General features: G+C 34.7%; 12 protein-coding genes and 1 other annotated feature. Of the genes, 7 read left to right on the top strand and 5 right to left on the bottom strand.

Annotation, left to right across the window (positions count from 1 at the left end; all coding sequences use genetic code 11):
* Positions 1 to 231: 231 nt before the first annotated feature.
* Positions 232 to 1,938 carry a septation ring formation regulator EzrA gene (gene ezrA, locus WCV66_RS10500; RefSeq protein WP_338788930.1) on the bottom strand — a complete coding sequence of 569 codons (1,707 nt, stop codon included), beginning with the start codon at positions 1,936 to 1,938 and terminating at the stop codon, positions 232 to 234.
* 433 nt (positions 1,939 to 2,371) lie between these two features.
* Here ezrA and hisJ point away from each other — a divergent pair, with 433 nt between their 5' ends.
* The gene (gene hisJ, locus WCV66_RS10495; RefSeq protein ID WP_066326671.1) at positions 2,372 to 3,181 is read left to right on the top strand and encodes a histidinol-phosphatase HisJ; all 810 of its coding nucleotides are present in this window, start codon (positions 2,372 to 2,374) and stop codon (positions 3,179 to 3,181) included.
* Here hisJ and refZ read toward each other — a convergent pair.
* The gene (refZ, locus tag WCV66_RS10490; protein WP_066326668.1) at positions 3,164 to 3,814 is read right to left on the bottom strand and encodes a forespore capture DNA-binding protein RefZ; all 651 of its coding nucleotides are present in this window, start codon (positions 3,812 to 3,814) and stop codon (positions 3,164 to 3,166) included. The two genes, hisJ and refZ, sit on opposite strands and share 18 nt — an antisense overlap.
* A gap of 121 nt (positions 3,815 to 3,935) precedes the next feature.
* Here refZ and WCV66_RS10485 point away from each other — a divergent pair, with 121 nt between their 5' ends.
* Entirely contained in the window at positions 3,936 to 4,415 is a 480-nt protein-coding gene (locus WCV66_RS10485) for a GAF domain-containing protein (protein WP_066326658.1), read from the top strand.
* 39 nt (positions 4,416 to 4,454) lie between these two features.
* Here WCV66_RS10485 and WCV66_RS10480 read toward each other — a convergent pair whose 3' ends face one another.
* A complete protein-coding gene (locus WCV66_RS10480) occupies positions 4,455 to 6,254 on the bottom strand; it encodes a diguanylate cyclase domain-containing protein (protein WP_338788929.1) in 1,800 nt (599 codons plus the stop codon).
* Between the two features lie 565 nt (positions 6,255 to 6,819).
* Here WCV66_RS10480 and rpsD point away from each other — a divergent pair.
* Positions 6,820 to 7,422 carry a 30S ribosomal protein S4 gene (gene rpsD, locus WCV66_RS10475; protein WP_066326648.1) on the top strand — a complete coding sequence of 201 codons (603 nt, stop codon included), beginning with the start codon at positions 6,820 to 6,822 and terminating at the stop codon, positions 7,420 to 7,422.
* Between the two features lie 99 nt (positions 7,423 to 7,521).
* Here rpsD and tyrS read toward each other — a convergent pair whose 3' ends face one another.
* Positions 7,522 to 8,784, bottom strand: a complete 1,263-nt coding sequence (gene tyrS, locus WCV66_RS10470) for a tyrosine--tRNA ligase (RefSeq protein ID WP_338788928.1) — start codon at positions 8,782 to 8,784, stop codon at positions 7,522 to 7,524.
* 59 nt (positions 8,785 to 8,843) lie between these two features.
* Positions 8,844 to 9,066 (bottom strand) — a binding site (T-box leader).
* A gap of 187 nt (positions 9,067 to 9,253) precedes the next feature.
* Between tyrS and WCV66_RS10465 the strand changes: the two genes are divergently transcribed.
* Positions 9,254 to 12,136 carry a transglycosylase domain-containing protein gene (locus WCV66_RS10465; protein WP_338788927.1) on the top strand — a complete coding sequence of 961 codons (2,883 nt, stop codon included), beginning with the start codon at positions 9,254 to 9,256 and terminating at the stop codon, positions 12,134 to 12,136.
* Positions 12,137 to 12,297: 161 nt separating this feature from the next.
* Here the strand turns inward: WCV66_RS10465 and acsA are convergent, their stop codons facing one another.
* Complete coding sequence (gene acsA / locus WCV66_RS10460; RefSeq protein WP_338788926.1) at positions 12,298 to 14,013, bottom strand: acetate--CoA ligase; 1,716 nt, start codon at positions 14,011 to 14,013, stop codon at positions 12,298 to 12,300.
* 317 nt (positions 14,014 to 14,330) lie between these two features.
* Here acsA and WCV66_RS10455 point away from each other — a divergent pair, with 317 nt between their 5' ends.
* Genes WCV66_RS10455 through WCV66_RS10445 form a run of 3 tightly spaced genes read left to right on the top strand, consistent with a single transcriptional unit; the run spans position 14,331 to position 16,819 of the window.
* Positions 14,331 to 14,963: a GNAT family N-acetyltransferase gene (locus WCV66_RS10455; protein WP_185653664.1), complete on the top strand. Its 633-nt coding sequence runs from the start codon at positions 14,331 to 14,333 to the stop codon at positions 14,961 to 14,963.
* Between the two features lie 57 nt (positions 14,964 to 15,020).
* Complete coding sequence (locus tag WCV66_RS10450) at positions 15,021 to 15,665, top strand: acetoin utilization AcuB family protein (protein ID WP_338788925.1); 645 nt, start codon at positions 15,021 to 15,023, stop codon at positions 15,663 to 15,665.
* Positions 15,662 to 16,819, top strand: a complete 1,158-nt coding sequence (locus WCV66_RS10445; RefSeq protein ID WP_066326640.1) for an acetoin utilization protein AcuC — start codon at positions 15,662 to 15,664, stop codon at positions 16,817 to 16,819. The genes WCV66_RS10450 and WCV66_RS10445 overlap by 4 nt, the downstream gene beginning before the upstream one ends.
* The last annotated feature ends 27 nt before the right edge of the window (positions 16,820 to 16,846 follow it).

Raw genomic sequence — 16,846 nt, 5'->3', positions numbered from 1 at the left:
CTCTTTCTATATTAAGTTTAAAATGATTGCAATCACGCAAAATTATGTCTATATGTAAAATATTAATCATTCATTAATTAGGGTGTAATAATACCATATCAAAAAGCGAAATAAAAATATACGGTTTCAATAATTCCAAAATAAAAACAGGTATGACTTGTGAAATTATCATACAAATAGCCCTTTGTCTAATTGCATCAAATTTCAGTTAGTCATCCCTGTATAAAAGTTTTATTTATGTTGTTTACGTTGTTCTTCGTTTAAAATTTCTTGTATTTTTGTTAATGATCCAGGTTCAACTTGTTCAAGAGCGGCAGCTGCAGTTTCTAACGATCTGCTGTATTCATATTCTCGGAACAGTTCCTCTGATTCTCTAAATTTTATTGCAAGCTGGGAATTTTGACTGCGATAGCGATTACCGTATTGAATAACCTGCTCTATTAAATATACTTGTTCAATCAATTCATCAGCGACGTTCTTTAAGGATTCAACTGATTGAACTCCTTCTTCTAATAATTGATTAACAACGAGCATATTTAATGGAATTTCATCTAATTTTGCTGTTATCATTGAAACATCTCTTTTTGCTTTATCAATAAACTCCAAAAAGTCAGCAGGTAAACCAGGTATATTGCTATGTTGGACAGCCCTACTTGTATTTAGTAATACTCTTTTTATCTGGTTTAATTTTTCCCTAGCCTGGAGTTCATCCTTTCGTAACATTTGGAGCATGTCTTGATATTGATTATGTTCTTCAAACAGCTTAGTAATTTGTTTTTCTATATCTTCAAGCTCTTCTTTAATAATTGAATGGGCAACATGGTCATTTTGTAAATTCTGTTCAATATGTGCGAATTTCTTCTCAATTTGTGAGAGTTGCTTTTCAATTAGTCTTTGTTTATCAAGCTCTGTTTCAGACAATTGGTAACTCTGTTTTACTATGTCTGTTTCTACCAAGGTAGCAGTTTTCTGTTCAGTCAATTCATTAAGTTTTGTGTTAATTGTTTCTTTAGCTTGTTTAACAAATTGACTCGCTTCTACTTCATGTTCTAAAAGATCATATATTGTATCAATTGATTCTTGAACAACTTGGAGACTTTCACCAATATCCTCAATTTCAGTTTCTTCAATTTGCTTTCGGTATGTTCCTAGTTGTTTGTTTATTTTTTCAATTTCTAACTCAACTTGAATATGCTCTAAATAATAGCCATTACCTTTCATTTCTTTATAGCCTTCTTCTAATTCACTTAAAAGATTAGGTAAAGTAATATTACATTCTGTAAGTAATTTAGGAATCTCGTTTATTTTGTCTTGAAGAATATCAAGCTCGCCCTTTTGTTTCACCAAAATTTCTCTAGCAGTTAAATAATTACCTACATTTGTTTCAGACTCAAATTCTTTTAACCCCTCTGAGATTTCAGCTACTTTTTCCTCCAATTTGGTATGTGCTTTCCCAAACTGATGGCTATGAGCTAATAAAGTCTTTTTCACTTTTTTAAATTGTTGTTTTATTTCTTCGCTTTCAACTGTGTTTTTTTCTTCACTAGAAACTAGTTCGTTTATTTCATCAATGATTTTGTCTATATTCTCATCAACTGTTTTTAATACATTCTCAATATGCTCGAGTACACTTTTCGACTTCTTAAATCGATATTTATCAGAGAAATCTTCAGCATCAAAGAGAAGTTCCTCAACCTCTGGAAGTTGGGTTGTAATAATTTCATCCCATTCATTTCTCCATTGCTCAAACAGTTTCTCCGCTTGACCTACCATTTTTAGTTCCTTCACTTTTGACAATTCATCTATAATCGACCGATTCATAATTTCAATTTTCCAAGCTTCTAAACGATCAACATCTTTATAAATTCTTCTTCTTAACATGTATCCAGCACCAAATAGAATACATACAAGAAGTATTAGTCCAACTATAACTTCCATAATGAGCCCCCTCGTTGTTACACAAAATCCTCATGACAGGAAAAAAACTCCCCACTGATGAAAGTTTCACAATATCATGCTGATAAGCGTTTTATTAAATTATCTATGTATTAATCTAATCTACTTTTTATCATCATACTTTCGTTCAAATAAGGAGACTTCTTACCTGAACTTTTATAACAGCTTTTGTGGAAAAGGTTCCTCTTAAGCGAGCAACACTTTTTTAATGTTATTTCAATGTATTTATGATACCATGTAAACGACAATTTTTGACCAGAAATTTATTTTTTTTTACAATATTTGTCCTTTACTGATACTTAGTAATAAACGTTTTCTAAAAGGGTTCGTATTTGAAGAAGTTTATCACTTAAAAAGCGCCATTATGCTTATTAGATAGAGACTTGACAATTTCTTGCTTTTCGAAAGGAAGATGATGATGAAGAAGGATGGACATGTTCATACACCTTATTGTCCACATGGGACAACCGATCAACTAGAAGCATATATAAACCAAGCAATAGAAGAAGGTTTCGACAGTTTAACTTTCACAGAACATGCCCCACTTCCACCAGGTTTTAAAGACCCAACACCTGAGGAAGATAGTGCAATGAAATTAGAGGACATGGATTCTTATATTAATGACATTCAGATCCTAAAAGATAAGTACCGACACAAAATCACAATTAACATCGGATTAGAAGTTGATTATATAAAGGAATTCGAGCATGAAACAAAAGTATTTTTAGATCAATATGGAAAATTTTTAGACGATAGTATTCTCTCAGTGCATTTTTTGAAGATCGATCATTCCTACTACTGTATGGATTACGATGAAAACACATTTGGCAAAATGATAGATATAGCAGGGTCATTACAAAACCTTCATCAAGCATATTACAATGAGGTATTACATTCTATTCATAGTGATTTGGGTAATTTCAAACCGAAGAGAATTGGTCATATTACGTTAGTTAATAAATTTCAAAAGCTTTATCCCGTTACCTTTTCTACTGATACTTCTGTCAAGAAAGTCATACAAGCAATAAAAGAACAAAAATTGGAAATTGATTATAATGTAGCTGGATTAAGAAAAAAATATTGTGGTGAAACATATCCTGAGGAATCGATTGCAAAATTGGCACACAAACAAAAAATCCCTCTTATCTATGGTTCAGATGCCCACAGCGCAAGGGATATTGGGAAGAATTACACACATTATGATCAACTAACGAACAGCAACTAGCTTTCCTTCTAGAGATTGATTCTCTAGCAACAATGAGTTCAGCCAAATTTTCAACTCTTTATAATATTGATGTACAAAATAGACTTCGTGAGTTTGGATATGGAGTACTTCGCTCATATATTGTGGCTGCAAATACGGTGTGTGCAAAAGGCTTCTTAATTGGATAATCATATGTGGTACAAAAACTTTTCGATAATATCCTTCCTCAATCCCTTGATCGATGACTGATTTGATATAGTATTTCTCCTTGGTTAAATAAGTTGTCATGACTTCACGAATTAGTACGGAATCCACTGTGACTTCACGGTATACTAATCTTGAAAGTTGACGATTTTCATGTTGATAATTTAATATATCTAAAATGATTTTACTTAAAACTGTGTGTGCATTTCCGTATTTTAATTGGGAATAATTTTCTTCAATTACTTGTATATACCCCTCATAATAATGAGATACAAGGTATTCAAGTAAACCACCTTTCCCTTTAAAATAGTAAGAAATATGAGCTACATTCGCATTAGCTCGATTTGCAATTTCTCGCACTGAAGTACCAGTAAAACCCTTTGAGTTAAACAAATATATTGCCGCATTTAGGATTTTTTGTTTTGTATCACGTAAAGGTTGTTTAGTCATTCGATTCACCCCCTTTTCCCTTTTATCTATACATTCAATTAATTAAGGTTGATTCCTTTATCATTCGCTCGACAAAGTTCTTTAGACTTTGTTAATTTTTAGCTGAAGGTAGGTTATAACAATGTTTTCTGTCGAAATGTACAAAGGTAGTAAAAAAGAACAATTTCCATTAGCTATTAAACAGCTAAAAGCATTATTAGATGGTGAAGATGATCGCATTGCAAATCTATCAAATGCTTCAGCATTTCTAAATCAATTTCTAGAAAATATTAACTGGGTAGGCTTTTACCTAGTAAAGGATGAACAACTTGTACTCGGCCCCTTCCAAGGTTTACCAGCATGTGTACGAATTCCACTAGGAAAAGGAGTGTGCGGCACTGCTGCAGCTAACAAAAGAACTGAACGTGTTGCAGATGTTCATCAATTCCCTGGCCACATAGCTTGTGATGCGGCTTCTAATTCAGAAATTGTTGTACCACTCATTAAGGACAATATTCTAATTGGAGTCTTAGACATCGATAGCCCTATCAAAAACAGATTTGATAAGATGGACGAGGCTTTTTTAGAAGAATTTGTTGAAATACTTGTTAAATATATTTAATTGAAAGTAAAAAAGTGAGCTGAATTTCAGCTCACTTTTTTATACCTGTACAATCACTTGATTTTTACCCTCATTTTTAGCGATATATAATGCCTTATCTGCTTTACTAAATAGTTGATGGAAGTTTTTGTCAATTTCAGCATTCCAATAAGAAACTCCACAGGAAATGGTTATCATCGGGTTAGTATTTTCCCTAACGCGCTTAACAATTCTCTCCGCTACTGAAATGCCTGATGCAAGATCTACTTGTGGAAGATAGACGGCAAGTTCTTCTCCACCCCATCTAGCCCCAACATCATTTTCACGTATATTACTTTTAATAATGTTTGCTACTTGAACAAGTACTTCATCACCAACTTGATGACCATACGTGTCATTAACTTTTTTGAAATTATCGATATCAATTAGCACAAAAGTACCTTGCCGATCTTTCTGCATCGAGCTACCAATAAAATCATTAAAGTAATTACGAGAAAATAATTGTGTTAAATGATCGGTTTTAACCAATGTTTCAAGCTCTTCTCTTAACAATGAATTAGTCAGTGCCAATGTTGAATGATGAATTAATGATTGAAGCAACTTAAACATATCAAAAGAAAAATGATAGGGATCTTTATGGAGTACTAATGCACAGCCTTTAAGATTTTCACTCTGAACCATAGGAACAGCCATAACAGATGAATATGGTAAATCTTTTAAATATGTTGTTATATCGCCAATAAAAAGGCCCTCTAAATCCTTTTCTATTTTCTCTCGTACATACTGAATGTATATCATTACTTCTTCTGTATTAAAGAAATTCGTACTTCCAGGAAAGATTTGAATTGAACCATTTTGATTAATATAGAAAAATCCAACTTCATCTGCTTTAAAAGAATTTAATATTCTTAATGACATATACGTCATTGTATCTGTTAATCTTAAGTTCTTATTTAAACGATGTGATGTTTCATTAATTAGTTGTAAGTCCTTTATTAACCTTTTCGATTGCTCATACAATTGAGCATTTTCTAAGGCAGTTCCTGCAGCGTTTGCTAGCATTGCTACAAAATTTACATTTTCATCCTCAATCTGCAATCCATGATTTGCAACAACCTGAAGCACACCATATACACCCTGTTTCCCCTTTAGTGGGATATATACAATCATTTGCCTATTCTTTTTATCAAATGACCTTTGAGCATTACCTGTGACAAAGGCTTCCATAGCCATTTCATTACCATCTTGATGATCAAAACCTAAATCTTTTATTGGTAAATCTAGATGGTTTTCATGGTCATGTGATAAAAACAAATAAAAATTATATTCAAAAAACATAGATTGTAAAGTAGTAACTAGCTCGGAAAGTACATCATCTTTATTCATAAAAGAATGAAATTTTTCAGTTAATCGATATAATTGTTTGAATTTCTGTTCATTTAGTGTGATTTGAACTAAATTTAAACTATGTGCAAAGAAAGATGAACAAGATTTGACTACTTCGTCTAATGATGCACTAGAAAATTTACTTATATTTAATCCTTTTAACTCGACTAAACCATGTAAAGTATCATTTTGAATAATTGGGATGAAGGCTTGTTCTTCAAAAAAATAAAGCTTTCCGTATTGAAGGTCGTCTGGCACTGCCTTAACCGGATAACCTCTGTCTTTAAAAGCTGGTGTTAGGTAATCTAACTGCTTGTTATAAGAATAGAAAATTGCATCTTTAATACACAGTTCCCTTTTTAAAACACTTGTAAGCTTTTTTAAAATTTCATTTATTGAAGGTTGCCGGTGATTGTTACTTAAAAATTCAAAAAAAGTACTCTTAATCGCCAGAACAACCAATTGATCACCCATATATTTCACCCACACAATCAAGTTACAAGCTGAATATGACGGATTTAAACCACCATATAATATAAGAAAAATCTCTCAGTAATTATATCATAAAACTTCTTACTATATATGTAATAGGCTAAAGTTTTTGGCTCATCTACTTTCTCCTTTATAAATATCCTTTTATTAATAGTTGAACCTTCCTCTTATAATTTAGTATAAGAAATGCTTAATTGCCCTAATTAGGATCCTAGCAAAACTAGGGAGTTAACTGATAAATTGTTATATCCTCTAACACTTTAATATGATTTTTGTGTTAGCTGGTATTTAGAAACTTTCTAGACTAAAAAATATAAAGCTTCTTGACATTATACATATAAGATCATATAATGTTCGTTGTGTATAAAATATGCAGCCTATTGATGTAGCAGTTTTGATTTCATTTTGTTCCCCTTTTAACAAAGGAGGTGTATCGCGTAACTCTATGCTGCTGGAGCGAGGATACATGAAAACAAAATGTGCATAATTGTCCAATCAGTCTGGTTTTTATTTTATGCAAAAATAAAAACATAAAGGAGGAGTTAGCATGGCTCGTTATACAGGCTCAAGCTGGAAACTCTCTCGTCGTCTAGGTATTTCATTAAGTGGTTCAGGTAAAGAATTAGAAAAGCGTCCATATGCTCCAGGACAACACGGTCCAGGACAACGCAAAAAAATCTCTGAATATGGTTTACAATTACAAGAGAAGCAAAAGCTTCGTCATATGTATGGTGTAAATGAACGCCAATTCCGTAACCTATTTGATAAAGCTGGCAAAATGGCTGGTAAACATGGTGAGAACTTCATGATTCTTCTTGATGCTCGTCTTGATAACGTAGTATACCGTTTAGGTTTAGCACGTACACGTCGTCAAGCTCGTCAATTAGTTAACCATGGTCATATCCTTGTAGATGGCGGACGTGTAGATATCCCATCTTACCAACTTAAACCAGGTCAAACAATCACTTTACGTGAAAAATCTCGCAACCTTGATATCGTTAAGGAAGCAATCGAAGTAAGCAACTTCGTACCTGATTACCTAACTTTCGACGCAGACAAATTAGAAGGTACATTCACACGTTTACCTGAACGTTCTGAATTACCTGCTGAAATTAACGAAGCTCTTATCGTTGAGTTCTACTCTCGTTAATAAGAAAAATCCTGGTCTATGGACCGGGATTTTTTTATTTCTATATTTTAAAAAAAGTGGTTAACTCTTTTAAGTTAACCACTTTTTTGCAGTCTAATATTATGCGTAACGAATTAAGAAATATTTCTTTTTCCCTCTACGAATTACAGTAAACTGTCCATCAATTTTATCTTCATCTGAAATAACTTTGGATAAATCTTGAATACGATCTCCGTTTATATAGATTGCACCATTTGTAATATCTTCTCGTGCTTGACGTTTTGATGGGGCAATTTTAGCTTGAATAAGCAAGTCAACTAAGCCAATTTCAGTCTCTTCCATTTTAGTAGATGGTACATCTTTGAATCCTTCTAAAATTTCATTACCTGTTAACTGTTTAATATCCCCACTAAACAATGCCTCAGAAATCTTAATTGCTTGTTGTAAAGCTTCTTCACCATGAACGAGTTTTGTTACTTCTTCAGCTAACGATTTTTGAGCTAATCGTTTTTCAGGTGCATTTTTAATCTCTTCTTCAAATTGCTCAATTTCTGTCTGAGATAAGAATGTAAAGTATTTCAGATATTTTACTACATCACGATCATCTGTGTTGATCCAAAATTGGTAAAACTCATATGGAGATGTTTTTTCACGATCTAACCAAATCGCTCCACCTTCTGTTTTTCCAAACTTCGTGCCATCTGCTTTTGTAACAAGAGGAATCGTCAATCCATACGCCTTAGAATTTTCTTCAGATTTACGGATTAGCTCTAGACCTGCTGTAATATTTCCCCACTGATCACTACCACCAATTTGTAGTTTACATTCATTTTGTTCGTATAATTTTAAGAAATCATAGGATTGTAAGATCATGTAACTAAACTCAGTAAATGAAATACCAGATTCGATACGGGTCTTAACTGAATCCTTAGCAAGCATGTAATTAATACCAAAGTTTTTCCCAACGTCACGCAGGAAAGAAATAACATCTAGACTACCAATCCAATCATAGTTATTCACAATAACTGCTGGATTAACATCCGCTTCAAAGTCAAGGAACCTAGATAATTGTCCTTTAATTCGATCAGACCAATCCTGTACAATATCTGCAGTATTTAAAGTACGCTCTGCCTTCTTCCCACTTGGATCACCAATCAGCCCAGTAGCACCTCCAACAAGAGCTATTGGATGATGTCCGTTTAGTTGGAATCTTTTAAGCGTTAACACCGGAAGCAAATGACCAATATGAAGACTATCCGCAGTAGGATCAAATCCAGAATAAAGCTTAATTTTATCTTCCTGAAGTACTTTAGCTAGTCCAGCCTCATCTGTAACTTGGTTTACTAAGCCTCTAAATTGTAAATCGTTTAATAATTCACTCATAATCGTTCTCCTTTGTCGTTTTTTTCAGGTGAATGAACACCAAAAAGCCCCTTCATTACTGAAGGGGCGAAATATTCGCGGTACCACCCTACTTAGGATTAAAACACAAATAATCCTCACTCGGTAATCTAACGGTTAAACCGTCTTTTTCTACTCAGTTGACCTTTTCAAAAAAGAAGCTCATGGACGTAATTCACGGAGTATCTATATGCTGATTTCCACCACCCATCAGCTCTCTATAAAAGGGAGATCTCCACTACTGAACCCAATCTCAGCGATTTCATATATAGTTATGATAAATGAATTTTAACCATAAACTCAGACGAATGTCAATTGTTTGATAAATAATTACACTTTTAAAATAAGATTTGACCGTAAAGGCTACCTCTTATCCCATTCCCTTTATGACAAAACCCTACAAAATATGCGTTTTTTTTGGTATAATAAGTTGATTCGGGGGGATTGCATAATGAAAAAAAAGGATGAAAAACTTAGGCGCTTCACGCCTTTTAACAAAGATGTAGTTAAAGGCTTTCGGATATCATATAACGTTATAGGAAATCTTCTTTTATTATTTCTAGTCATTGGCCTCATTGGCATGTGCTTTGCTGGAGGTGTCGGTGCTGGATATTTCGCTTCATTAGTAAAGGACGAACCCATTCGTTCATATGAAGTTATGAAAAATGATATTTACAATTATGAAGAATCATCAGAAGTATACTTCGCAAATAACGTATATCTGGGAAAATTAAGCGCTGACATTGATCGTGAAGAAGTAAAATTAGAAGATATCTCAGAGCATGTCATTAATGCTGTCATCGCAACTGAGGATGAGCTATTTTATGAGCATGAAGGAGTTGTACCGAAAGCAATCATGCGCGCTTTGTTTCAAGAGTTCACAAATGCTTCAGTTCAAACTGGTGGTAGTACTCTTACACAACAATTAATTAAAAATCAAATATTAACAAATGAAGTTTCATTTGATCGAAAGGCAAAAGAAATTCTTTTAGCTCTACGCTTAGAGAAATTCTTTGAAAAAGATGAAATTATCGAAGCCTATTTAAATGTAACGGATTTTGGACGTAATTCAAATGGAAGAAATATCGCCGGTATTCAAGCGGCTGCAAAGGGTATTTTTGGTGTTGAAGCAAAAAACTTAAACATCGCACAATCTGCATTTATTGCTGGTTTGCCGCAAAGTCCTTTCGGCTATACACCATTTTCTAATGATGGCGGTGCTATAAAGGATAATCTTGATCCTGGGATTAACCGCATGAAAACTGTATTAAGTCGGATGTATTCTGGAGGATATATAACCAAAGCAGAATATCAAAATGCATTAGCATATGATATTCGAGCAAACTTAACAGCGAAAAAGCCATCTCCTATCGACGAGTATCCTTTTTTAACTTATGAAGTTGAAGATCGTGTAAATAAAATTATTATGGTTCAGCTTGCGAAAAAGGATGGGTATACGGAAGAAGAATTGAACAAAGATAATGATCTTTATAATCAGTACTATTCTTTAGCAGATGATGAGATCAGGCATAATGGCTATCGTATTCATACCACAATTAATAAAGATATCTACGACAAAATGCAAGATGTCGTCGCTCAGTATGAATATTATGGTAGTGATAAACCTGAAGAGATAAAAGACCCCGATACAGGACAAATAAAAACTGTTCACGAGCCGGTTGAAGTCGGTGGAGTCTTAATCGAAAATGGTACAGGAAAAATGATTAGCTTTGTTGGTGGACGAGACTTTGACCGTGAAAACCTAAACCATGCAACACAAGCTGAGCGCCCAAATGGTTCTACAATGAAACCATTGCTTGTCTATGCTCCAGCAATGGAACTAGGTAAATCACAACCGGGTTCTGTCATCGCAGACGTCCCTTTTTCATTAGGAAAATGGAAGCCTAAAAACTATGGTGGGGGCTATCATGGATTAACGAGTGCTAGAACAGCTTTAAAGCATTCCTATAACATTCCTGCCGTAAAAACATACATGAGTATATTAAACCAAAATCCGGTATCTTATTTAGAAAAGATGGGTTTTACAAGTCTCCAGGAAGCAGATTATCATAATGCATCATTAAGCTTAGGTGCAATGGAGAGAGGCGTAACAGTTGAGGAAAATGTAAATGCATATGCAACTTTTGCGAATAATGGTAAATTTATTGATGCTTACATGATAGAAAAAATTGAAACAAGCGACGGAGAAATTGTCTTCCAGCATGAAAAAGCAGAAACTAATGTATTCTCTGCTCAAACTGCTTATTTAACAATCGATATGATGCGTGACGTTATTAGTAGCGGAACAGCTGCATCATTGAAAGGTTATCTGTCATTTAGTGCAGACTGGGCTGGTAAAACTGGAACAGGGCAAGACTATAAGGATGCTTGGTTTGTAGCATCAAACCCTAGTGTGACATTTGGAACATGGATTGGATATGATACACCAAAACCTATTGAACAAAACTATAAAGGTTTATCTTATAGTAAACGTAATATTCTTTTATGGGCTAAATTAATGAATGTAGCTCATGATGTAAATCCTGAGTTATTAGCACCAAAAACTCGTTTCCAAAAGCCAGGTGGTATCGTAAGCCGTTCATATTGTGCATTAACCGGTGAACTTGCATCAGATCTATGTAGTAGTGCTGGTTTAGTTGCATCAGATCTATTTAATGTAAAATATGTTCCGACAAAAGTTGATGATAGTTTAACTAAAGGTAAATACGTGGTTGTAAAAGATCAAGCCTATCAAGTCCCATCATCAGCACCTGCTGAATTTGTTCAACAGGGTGTTATGTTAAAAAAGGACATTCTTAAGAAACATGGAATAAATAGTGTTCAGGATCTAAAACGTTTATTACCTAATACAGCTAAATGGGGAAATCTTGTTGTGACAGAAGGTAAATCAATTGGGGATAATGGATCAAACCCTAGTCAAGTTAGCGGTGCCTCTATTAGTGGATCGAAATTAAGTTGGGGTTCCAATCCAGATAATGATGTTGTTGGATATCGAGTATATGCAGCAGCTAACTATTCTACTAGTTATAAAAAAGTTGCAAGTATTCATGCATCAAGCACATTATCTGTAACTGTTGGTTCATCACCTGCTGCGTATTACATTGTCGCAGTTGATGTTGCAGGTCGAGAATCATCTCCATCGAATATAATAAAAGTCGGAGAATATGCAAATAAAAAGCCAGAACCTGTAGCAACTGAGAATGATAAAAATAGTAAAGATAATTCCAAAGCTAAACCACCAATAAAAGATAAACCAAACACACCACCACCAGCTGCCAATACAGCAGCTGAACCAATAAAAAATGTCAATTGATTAAATGAAAATACTAGGGAATCAGATCATTACTGGTTCCCTTTTTAAATAACCAATGTAGGTAATAACACAAAAAGTCAGAGATTGTTTATTGGAAATATCCAATGCTAATCTCTGACTTTTTATATGTTAACTATATAACCTTGATATATTTACAACAATCAATCTTCCATCGTTGAAAGATCACCTGTTGGTAAATCAAGTTCCCAAGCCTTTAATACACGGCGCATAATTTTACCACTTCGTGTTTTCGGTAGCTTATCACGGAATTCTATTTCACGTGGTGCAGCATGTGCAGCTAAACCTTTCTTAACAAAAGTACGAATTTCTTCTTTTAACTCATCAGAAGCTTCATATCCTTCACGAAGCGCTACAAACGCCTTAATAATTTCCCCTCTTACTGGGTCAGGCTTCCCAATAACACCTGCTTCAGCAATCGCTGGATGCTCGATAAGCTTACTTTCGACTTCAAAAGGACCAACACGTTCACCAGAAGTCATGATAACATCATCGATTCTACCTTGAAACCAAAAATACCCTTCTTCATCCATATAGGCTGAATCACCTGATACATACCAATCACCTGGCATAAAATAAGATTCATATTTTTCTTGATTGTTCCAAATCGCATGCATCATGGATGGCCAACCTTTTTTAATCGCCAAATTCCCCATTCGATAAGGAGGTAGTTCATTTCCTTGGTCGTCTACAATCGCAGCTTCAACACCTGGAATTGGTTTTCCCATTGATCCAGGCTTGATTTCCATACATGGATAATTACAAATAAGCTGTGCACCCGTCTCTGTCATCCACCATGTATCATGTATCCGTTTATTAAATACCTTTACACCCCAACGTACGACTTCAGGGTTTAGCGGTTCTCCAACACTTAGAACGTGTCTTAGTGAGCTTGTATCAAATTGTTTTACTAGCTCATCACCAGCACCCATTAGCATTCTAAATGCAGTTGGTGCACTATACCAAACCGTCACACCATAGTCCTCAATTGTTTGATACCACGTATCTGGACTAAAGCGACCACCAACGATTACATTTGTTGCACCTGACAACCACGGTCCAAAAATACCATATACTGTTCCAGTTACCCAGCCTGGGTCAGCTGTACACCAATATACATCATCTTCTTTTAAATCTAATACCCATTGTGCAGTTTGATAGTGCTGGACCATCGCCTGATGTACATGAAGGACACCTTTTGGTTTACCAGTTGATCCAGATGTATAGTGTAGAAGTAATCCATCTGTCTTATCGACCCATTCAATGTCAATATCCTTGCTTGCTGTTTGCATTTCTGATAAAAAGTCAATGTGTTGTTTGGAATCAACTGTATTACCTACTACAACAACATGTTTTAATGATGGTAAATCACTTACTGGAATTCTATCAAGCAACTCAGGAGTTGTAACGATGACCTTTGCATCGCTATCCTCTAGACGATCCTTTACAGCACCTTCCATAAAGGCTTCAAACAATGGACCAACAATTGCTCCCAGTTTCACTGCTCCTAAGATCACAAAATATAATTCAGGGGTTCTCGGCATAAATACGAAAAGACGGTCTCCTTTTTCAACATCAGCTGAACGCTTTAACACATTTGCAGCTTTATTTGAGAGCTCCTTCATTTCTTTAAACGTATATTTTTCTTCACGTTCAGGGTCGCGATAATGTAAGGCAATTTTATTTTTACGAAATGTTTCAGCATGCTTATCAATTGCCTCATAGGCTGCATTAACACGCCCAGTTTCTGACCATGTAAAATTCTTTTCAACCTCTGACCAATCGAATGAATGATAAGCAGTATCATAATCCTGTAAATTAAAATTCCCCTTTGTCGATGGCAACGCTTCCAATTTCATCCTAAACTCCCCCTTATGTAAGATTTTACAAATCTATTATATTACAATACTACATTTTTCACAATTTTTGAAATTAATATAATTTAATCATAATGTAAACGCTTCGATTTGTAAATAATCTTGTATAATAGATATCGTAATAACCTTATCTGGTAATATCAAGATCATTTCAATGGAGGTTTATTTAAGTAGATAACATAAGCATATCAGGGCACGAATCTTTTATTTCCACTTAACTAAGTAGACTGTGAAGGTTAAACAGTTGCTTTTTTCTAGTGCCCTACTCCCTTTACACACTTTATAAAGGCGGTGACCTAATGAAACACCCTAAGACATACAATGCAAAAGAAATTAAAACACCAAATGAAAGCATTTTAATTGAGGGGCCTATTCCTCAAGATAAGCTAGCTAGCTATAATTTCCATGATGGTTTAGTGGCATTTAGACAGCCTAAACAACAACATAAGGCTTTAGTTGAAATAGCCGGGTTACCAGAAGGAAGAATCATTATAGCAAGAGTGCACGATATGATCGTTGGATATGTTACTTATCTTTATCCAGATCCACTAGAGAGATGGTCTGAAGGAAATATGAAAGAGTTAATAGAATTAGGTGCCATTGAAGTAGCCCCTGAATTCCGTGGTTATTCAGTAGGGAAAAATTTATTACGAGTTTCGATGATGGATGATGCAATGGAAGACTATATTATTATTACTACTGAATATTATTGGCATTGGGATCTAAAAGGATCTGGGTTAAACGTGTGGGAGTATCGAAAAGTAATGGAAAAAATGATGAACGCTGGTGGCTTAGAGTGGTACGCTACTGACGAGCCTGAGATTAGTTCACATCCAGCTAACTGTCTGATGGCAAGGATCGGAAAAAGAATTGAGCCAGAATCCATTCAACAATTTGATCGTCTACGCTTTCAAAATCGATTTATGTATTAAGGATTGATGGATAATAAATTAGAATTTAATAATTTTATGTTTAGGGGGCTCAACTTGATGATCGTTAAACAAATAATGCACAAAAACGTGATAACTCTCAGTTCTGATGATACGATAAGTCTAGCGTTAAAGACAATGAAACAGAATAAAATCCGCCATATTCCAATCGTAAATGAGGATCACAATTTGGTTGGAATCGTGACAGAACGAGATGTAAAAGATGCTAGTCCATCGATTTTTCAGCTCGAACTAAAAGAGGACTTTTTAAATAAGCCAATTAATAGCATTATGTCTACTAATCTAATTACAGGTCATCCGCTTGATTTTGTAGAAGAATTAGCAGCTGTTTTGATCGAAAACAATATTGGTTGTTTACCAATATTACAAGATAGTAAATTAGTGGGTATCCTTACTGAAACAGATATGTTAAATACATTTGTTAAGCTTACAGGTGCTGATCAGCCCGGCTCACATATCGAAATCAAAGTTCCTAATATAGCCGGGAAGCTAGCTGAGGTCTCGTCTATCTTACATAAAAGAAGAGTGAATATATCAAGTGTACTCGTCTATCCTGATTGTGATGATCAGTACAAAATTCTCGTATTTCGCATACAAACAATGAACATAACTATGATCGTAAATGACTTACAAGCTGAGGGATATGAAGTTTTATGGCCAAATGTATCGGGGAATGAAAGATGACGATAAAGGACACTGCTTTTATTTATTCACCACTATTTCAGTCTTATAAGTTTCATAATGATCATCCCTTTAATCAATTACGAGTTGAACTTACTTACGATTTATTGAAAGAAATGAAAGCAATTAATGACGAAAATATCGTTACACCTAGATTAGCTACAGAGGATGAATTAGCCCTAGTCCATGATAAAAAATATATAAATGCAGTTAAATTAGCTGGACATGGACAATTAGATAGTGAAGATGCACTCAACTATGGAATTGGGACAGAGGACACACCAATCTTTCCAGACATGCATAAGGCAAGCGCTCTTTTAGTTGGAGGTACATTAACAGCTGTCGATTATGTGATGGAAGGAAAAGCAATACATGCAGCTAACTTTGGAGGAGGTTTACATCACGGCTTTCGCGGAAAAGCATCCGGTTTTTGCATTTACAATGATAGCTCTGTTGCGATTAAATATTTGCAAGAAAAGTATAGAGCAAGAGTACTTTATATTGATACAGATGCCCATCATGGTGATGGAGTTCAATGGACATTTTATGATGATCCAAATGTATGCACACTTTCTATCCATGAAACAGGACGTTATTTATTTCCTGGCACTGGGAATGTTACGGAACGTGGATCTGGTAAGGGATATGGCTTTTCCTTTAATATCCCATTAGATGCTTTTACGGAAGACGATTCATGGCTACATGCTTACCGAACATCCATTGAGGAGGTTGCAGAATTTTTCAAGCCAGATGTGATCTTAACACAAAATGGTACAGATGCTCATTATTATGATCCATTAACACATTTATCCGCTTCAATGGCTATTTATCATGAAATTCCAAAGCTAGCCCATGAAATTGCTCATAAATATTGTAATGGACGTTGGATTGCAGTTGGTGGCGGTGGCTACGATATTTGGAGAGTTGTTCCAAGAGCATGGAGTTTAATTTGGCTTGAAATGAATAACATAAAAGTGCCGAGCACGCTTCCAAAATCGTGGATTGAAAAGTGGGAAAAACAAGCACCTGTTAAGCTTCCTGAGCTTTGGTATGACTCTAATGACTTATATAAGCCAATCCCTCGAAAGCCAGAAATAGAAGAAAAAAATGCTTTAACTGTCTCAAAAGCACTTCATCTAATTCGACAAAATCATTAGAAAAATAAATGCTAGTAATCTTAAAAT

Origin of the sequence: Metabacillus rhizosphaerae (assembly GCF_037201795.1) — a bacterium.
In the GTDB taxonomy this organism is placed as follows: Bacteria; Bacillota; Bacilli; order Bacillales; family Bacillaceae; genus Metabacillus; species Metabacillus rhizosphaerae.
The sequence above is the reverse complement of the archived record's forward strand: the minus strand, read 5'-3'. Positions and strand labels throughout refer to the sequence as shown.